Annotated in this window: 5 protein-coding genes; 2 read left to right on the forward strand and 3 right to left on the reverse strand. The window is 56.3% G+C overall.

The window, feature by feature from the left end; genetic code table 11:
- Positions 1 to 262 (forward strand): amidohydrolase (locus FJ146_18840; GenBank protein ID MBM4254029.1); only part of this gene is annotated, 262 nt, incomplete at its 5' end.
- Between the two features lie 27 nt (positions 263 to 289).
- Here FJ146_18840 and FJ146_18845 read toward each other — a convergent pair.
- The 3 genes from FJ146_18845 to FJ146_18855 all read right to left on the reverse strand — a co-directional run bounded on the left by FJ146_18845 (position 290) and on the right by FJ146_18855 (position 6,294).
- Positions 290 to 1,204, reverse strand: a complete 915-nt coding sequence (locus FJ146_18845; protein MBM4254030.1) for an alpha/beta fold hydrolase — start codon at positions 1,202 to 1,204, stop codon at positions 290 to 292.
- 106 nt (positions 1,205 to 1,310) lie between these two features.
- Complete coding sequence (locus FJ146_18850) at positions 1,311 to 1,661, reverse strand: hypothetical protein (protein ID MBM4254031.1); 351 nt, start codon at positions 1,659 to 1,661, stop codon at positions 1,311 to 1,313.
- 145 nt (positions 1,662 to 1,806) lie between these two features.
- Entirely contained in the window at positions 1,807 to 6,294 is a 4,488-nt protein-coding gene (locus FJ146_18855) for a DEAD/DEAH box helicase (GenBank protein MBM4254032.1), read from the reverse strand.
- A gap of 279 nt (positions 6,295 to 6,573) precedes the next feature.
- On the opposite strand from FJ146_18855, the gene FJ146_18860 reads away from it, so the two are divergent.
- Positions 6,574 to 6,827, forward strand: a 254-nt coding sequence (locus FJ146_18860; protein ID MBM4254033.1) for a hypothetical protein, incomplete at its 3' end; no start/stop codon positions are given.

A 6,827-nucleotide genomic window follows, 5' to 3' on the forward strand; every position in this document is an offset into this window, starting at 1 on the left:
CTACTTAGAGTCCGTGGCGCATGAGGTATTACCCCAAGGCAGTACTGCGCGACTGGCACACCCTACGATGGGTGGGGAGGACTTCGCCTATTATCTGGAACGTGTGCCAGGATCTTTCTTTTTCATCGGTGTGGACGACGGGCGTGCGGGAGGATATCCCTCGCTGCATCATCCAGCCTACGATTTCAACGATGACGCTCTTCCCCATGGTATGAAGATGTTTGTCCATGCAGCGTTATCGTATGCAGATCACGGCAAATGAATCCCGTATGAATCCCGTATGAATCCACTAGAGTAACTTATGGGCCTCGGCCCAATGCTTAATGTCATTGGCCACGTGTTGCGACATTTCGAAGAACGGCATGTGATTATATCGCGGTGGTGTCAGGATTGTTGACGACCTTGCAGGGAGGCCGTTTCGAAAAAAATCGAGGCCAGAAGAGGGTAGAATAAAATCGTCTGTGCCCCAGATGAGCAAAGTTTCGGGCATCGATGCCATATCTGATGCGGTTAACATGGGATAGTTGTGCGCCTGCGGCATAAGATCCAGTAGATGCTTACGATTGAAATGTGCCCACATATAGATGGCCATGGCCCTGAGTCCTGGCGGTGGCACGCCGTTGGGGAATAGCTGACGGACAAAATTCTTCGCCCTTTTATAATCGCTCAACGTGAATTGATCGAGAACCGTGTCGATCTCCTCGTTGGTGTACGGCGCACCAAAGGGGGAGATCAATACCGTGCCACGAACAAGTTCTCGGACTCGCATAGTCAACTTGGCCGCCACCAGGCCGCCCATGGAGTTACCGACCACGACACAACCTCGCTCGATCGGCACTTCGTGGCGGACAAAGTCAACAGTGGCCTCAAGTACGTCATCCCCCGAAAGGATGTGGCCTTTGGGTAGTCCCGTAAGACCATGGCCCGGCAGGTCCATGGCGACGATTTTACTGCAGTCGTCCGTGAGTTTAGTGATTAAGGGTTCCCAGTCCAGCGCTTGGGAGGTGAAACCGTGAACAAAAATCCAGATAGGACCGTCGCCACGGTCACCAGTCGCAATGGCATGCATACGACCGATGCCGAGATCTGCCGGCAACTTATGTTGGTAGGAATGAAAGCCACTTTTAGCCAGGCTCATCACTCTGAGATGCCACACTTTATCAACGACCCGCCGGAATGGCCCCTGCCAAAGTCTGTGCACCATCTGATATCTCCCCGAACGACATCGTCCCACTCAGATCTGAGAAGCAAGCATCCAAGATTATATCACGCTGATTTGTTTTGACTAACACACTCAGTAGTAAAAAAACTTAACTGTCAGCTATAGCTGCTTCAACCTCAGAGCGATTGCAGTATGAGAGTTTGCCACTTGGGATGCGGCTATTGATGAAAGTAGCAATTTCATCCGAGGCGAAACCTTCGTCCTTGAGGCCACGCGACACTTTTACAAACAGACTCTCGACCAAGTCAGCAAACACGGCGCTACTGTCTGGATCCTCGAGCCGGCTAAACACATCGGTCACATGTTTCACCTGCCACGCCTCACTGTTGTCAGGGCGGATGTTACCCAACTGTACCTCAAGGTCACGAATCCGGATGATTAGTTCAGTGGCCCAGCGTGGACAATGATCGGGCGTAGACTGATGAGTGCTCTCGGTCACGGCATAACCCCCAGTGATGGCAGAAACATCCCGGCATATACAAGATAACCCCCGAAGCGGGCTACCCAATTCTTGGCTGCCAGGGGAATAATGAGTAAGTACTGGTGGTTACTGGACGATGCGCCCGCTTGCTTGGCGCATCTTCCTAGCACAAACTGCGGGGAATAGCATCTGGGCTGCCGGGCTCCTGCGCCTTCGGTTTCGCGCGCCCGCGCTTGAGCGGCGACCCATAGCGAAATGTGCCACTCACTTGCAGCGCGTGTCGCAGGCTTCCCTCTAATTCCGTCGGAATGGGGCTGAGAAATTCAATATCTCCGCCATGCGCGGTGGCCACATGGCGCCCGTCGACAAAACCAAGAAGCGACTGCCTGGAACTTGGGATTTTAGCCCCTGGGGCCAAAATTCCGACGAGATTAAGTGGGTCTCCGGCCGCGATCACTGCCCAGTCACTTCCCGAGCGTTTGTCCCTTATGGCCCGGAGCTGAGGCACAGCTTCAGGCATAGCAAACTGCTCTCCAAATGGCCCGGCTACGAACCGTCCACCCCGCACTAGACCGCGCGCCTCCATGGTCCGGTAACAGCGCGCCAACTCACCCCACGACGGAGCCGCAGACTCCCTCGTGAGCAGATCCCGAAAAACAATACCGTAGCGCCTGAGTAGGAGTTGAGCCCAAAACTCAATCCGCTCAGACTCAGGTGTCTCAGGTAATTGCCCTGGAAACTTGGCCCATCTACCGCCCAGTGCGTAGCTGGCACCGGCAAAAAACTGCTTGTTTACTCCGTAACGAACGCGCGCTACAGCCTTACGGTTACGTGCGACAAAGGGCCGAATGGCGGCGAAGCCGTCGGCATGAATCAGCCCAAGCCAACAGAGTTCACCGAGAGCATCTTCTAATTCACTCTCAATTAAACCGGTCCTGGTTTTTAATTCACCGAAAAACTGGGCGCCACCAGCTACAATCGCTTCGTAGGCTGTTACTGCTTTGCCTGTGGCGAGCTCAAGAATGTCGTTACCTCGTTGCGTCGCTGCAACCGGCGCGAGAAAAGCTAAAACTTCCCGCGGGAAAAGTGCCAACGGCACGGCGCGGTTCATGCCCTGACTGCGGGGCTCGCTATCGTCATCCCTTTTGGGCGGCTTAAGCCGGCCCCAGCTGACTAGCCCGCTATGGGTAAGTTCGTCTAGCCAGCTTGGTTGGTAGCCCTCGACACGGCTAGCGAGAATCTCTGACTCCCAGGCGCCTGCTGGTGCATCGAAGCCGGCCAGCTTTTGTACCACATCAAAAAGTCCTTGTTTACCCGTGGCGCGCGCAGATGGAGATAGTTGCTGATGCGTGAAGAGGAAGAGTTGAAACTCTTCAACCGGCACCGGTTTGATCTGCTGTCTTAGGCCCTCAAGCGTCAGCTTATGGATGCGGATTAGGAGGCGTCGGTCGCACCACTGCATGGGTACGCTATTGGTCGCGGCGCCGTCGCCTGGCGGTTCGATCAGATCTCCGCGAAAGCGCCCGCGCATCACCGCGCCCGCTAACTCGATCGCCGGTAGCGTGGCCGTCACATCGGCCACGGCTAACCCCAGAGTTTTAGCTAGATAAGGGGCGGTTACGATACCAGCGACCCCCATATAGGCGCGGATCAGGGTTAAACGCGCATCCTCACTTGTCCACTCTTGCCGTAGGTGTGGCGGTAGGTCCGGCCTTGGTTCAAGGCGCGCATGGGGGTAAGCTGCCACCAGCAAGTCGGCCGCCTCGCTGGTGCTCCAAAGCACGGCTTCGTCCGTATAAACGCGCAGAGCGCGCCCATCGGCAATCAGCTCTTCCAAGAGTGTCGCAAAACCGGGCGAAGCTTTAGCCCTATCTTCCGGCAACACCACCGTCGTACTGAGCACGTCGTGTAGTTCGTCGGCGTCTCGCGCATCCGGCCACACTTCTCGCTCCACCTGATCGATGGCGGCGGGGGATAGTAGGCTAAGATCGGAGAACGGCTCGAAGGCCAGATTTCTCCGGGTAGCCACAGCACGGGCGCGTCTTTCCTCTAGCGGGGCGTCGTCCAAAAATGCATAGGGATAAGCGTTGAGCAACTGGTAGGCGAAGGGCGAGGGCTCGCGGGTGTCGCGGGCAATCAGTTCGACCGCGCCGTTACTGATCCGCTCCATGAGTTCAATGAGCGAGCCGAGATCAATGGCCTCATGCATGCAGTCATGCATGGTCTGGCGCACTAGGGGGTGATCCGGAAGTTCAATGTCGCCGGTGACGTGTTCCTTGCACTGTGTTTGAGCCGGAAAAACCGCGGTCATAAGATCGTCAGCGCGGAATCTTTGCAGCGCTGGTGGTACCCTTTTGCCGCTGTGGCGTCTCAGTACAGCCAGGGCTCTATTGGCGTTCCAGCGCCACCGAATCTGGAAGAGAGGCACCTGCAGTATGGCTTGCTCCAGCAGTTTGGTGACGTTCTCGGGGCTTAGCATCCTAAAGAGCTGATCGATGGGAAAGCTGTGCTGGGGTCCAAGCGAAAGCACTATGCCATCATTATCGGCGGAGGCCTGCAGCTCAAAGTCAAAGCTGCGGCAAAAACGCTTCCGCAGAGCTAGACCCCAGCCCTTATTGATACGCATGCCAAAGGGAGCATGGATGACCAGCTGCATGCCACCGCTAGCATCAAAAAACCGTTCGAAGACCACTTTGCTTTGCGTCGGAAGGACGCCCAGGGCTGCCTTCTCAACTGCCATGTAATGCGTCACCTGGAGGCTGGCCCACGGAGAGCAGGTGGTTTCCTCCTGAAGCCATTTACAGGCGTCTTCATACGCCTCGGGTACAGTGTCACCAAGATGTGCGAGTGATTCTAAATGGAAGAGAGGATCATCGGCGGTGATCGGCATCGTCAGGCGTCGGTCGACCTCATCGCGGATGTCTGAGACTGCCAACGAGAGCTCTGGCGTGCGGCCTGGTGCCTCGCCTTGCCAAAAAGGTATATTCGGCGGTGCACCGTGCATGTCGCGCACCAGCATGTCGGTGCCGCGTAGTCCCATAATTTGCCACGAATTGTTACCGAGGAGAAAAATATCACCACGGCTACTCTCTATAGCAAACTCTTCGTTCACTGTGCCGATGAAAGCACTGTCCTCTTCGTTGACGACGCGGTAATCGCCGAGCTCGGGAATCGCGCCCCCACTAGTGATTGCGGCTAAACGCGCACCGCGTCGGGACCGTACTTTGCCACTCAAACGATCCCTGTGGACATAGGCCAGGGCTTTGTTGGCTCCGGCAAAACCGACAGATAGCATGGCCACGACGTCGCCAAAATGCTCGCGCGTTAGCGTGCGGTAGGGGTAAGCACGGCGCATCACCTGATAGAGGTGATCTTCGTCGTGCTCCTCGGCCGCAGCCTCGGCCACTACTTGCTGCGCCAGTATATCCAGCGGCCCCTCGGGAATCACGGTGCGGTCAAGTTGACCGAGGCGGACGGCCCTAATCAGCGCCATTGCCTCGACGAGTTCGTCACGCGTCAGAGCGACAAGTCTGCCTTTGGGTGTGGCGCCAACGCTGTGACCGGCCCGGCCGACACGCTGCAAAAAGGTGGCAATACTACGGGGAGAGCCGATTTGCACGACCAGGTCGATGGCGCCAACGTCGATACCGAGCTCGAGCGAAGCCGTCGCCACGATGGCCTTCATCTGCCCTGCCTTCAGCTTAGTCTCGGCGGCAAGGCGTAGCTCCTTGGCTAGGCTCCCGTGGTGACTGGTGACGTTATCCTCGCCAAGCTGCTGCGACAGATGGAAGGCAACGCGCTCGGCCAGTTTTCTCGTATTCACGAAGATGAGCGTACTGCGATGCTCTTCAATGAGCTTTTGTAAGCGTTCGTAGATTTCCTGCCACTGCTCCTGGGAGCAGACGGTTCCGAGTTCCGATGGTGGCACTTCAATTGCGAGGTCGAGTTTGCGCTTGTGACCGGTGTCGACAATGGCACATGGTCCCTCAGGTTGCGGCGTGCGCGGGTCGTTACCGGAGAGAAAATGGGCAATAGCCTCAATCGGCTTTTGCGTTGCCGAGAGACCGATGCGCTGGGGTCTCAGACCAGTGGCGCGTTCACACAGGTCATCCAGGCGTGCCAAAGACAGCGCTAAATGGGAGCCCCGCTTGTCACGGGCCAATGCGTGAATTTCATCGATGATGACGGTCTTGACCGATTTGAGGTTGTTGCGCCCTTTGGGGCTAGTGAGCAGAAGGTAAAGTGACTCAGGTGTGGTCACAAGAATGTGCGGTGGCTTTTTCAGCATCGCAGCGCGCTGACTGGCGGTGGAGTCACCAGATCGGACCAGGGCGCGAATGCCGCGCACCGGCGTGCCCTCTTTGGCTGCGCAGGCCTCTATCTCGGCAAGTGGCAATTCCAAGTTACGCCGGACGTCGCTCGCCAGAGCCTTGAGGGGCGAGATATAAAGGATCTCTGTTTGGTCCTTAAGGTCCCCGTCTAGGGCCGTACGCAGAAGTCGGTCGATAGCGACTAAAAATGCCGTCAACGTCTTACCGGAACCAGTTGGCGCTGCCACTAGCGTATCAACGCCGCTGGCAATGCGCGGCCAGGCTTCGCGCTGCGGCGGCGTAGGCGTGCCAAACCGGGCCGCGAACCACCTGGCGGTGATGCGGTGAAGGCCGAATTTTTGTAAGGGCTCGGTCAAAGTACGGTGCTTCGTCTTCTGAGGTGGCGGATCCCCCTGCCGGTTATAGACGAGTCATGCCGCAGCTGAAAATGCCTTTCTCGGTCGGTACCCCATGAGGCACTCGCAATCAAGTATAAAGCCATGAAATCATTGTAAAGATACCGATTATTCGTAGAAAGGCAGGCAAGGTCAGCGATCGCCCCCGGATTCAAGACGTATCAATGAATTACCGAGCTATTGATTGGGGGGGAGCAGGCATTAATGGTGACGCGCAGATCAATACCGTACGCCTACGCCATTGCGCCGTATCTGGCATCGATTGCTTTGGTCACCATGATTTATCAAATTCGTCGGTGGTGGATCGATAACGACGATACGATGCAGTTTCACTACTTGAAACAGCAACTCGCGGACGTAAATTTGGCACCGGAAGAATTGCCCGTCTTCGATTCCAAACTTTGGAATGTCAGCGAGAAAAATACAGATTTACCTTATAATGCGAGTCCTGCGCGTTA

The sequence above is a fragment of the Deltaproteobacteria bacterium genome, from assembly GCA_016874735.1.
Lineage (GTDB): Bacteria > Bdellovibrionota_B > Oligoflexia > Oligoflexales > CAIYRB01 > CAIYRB01.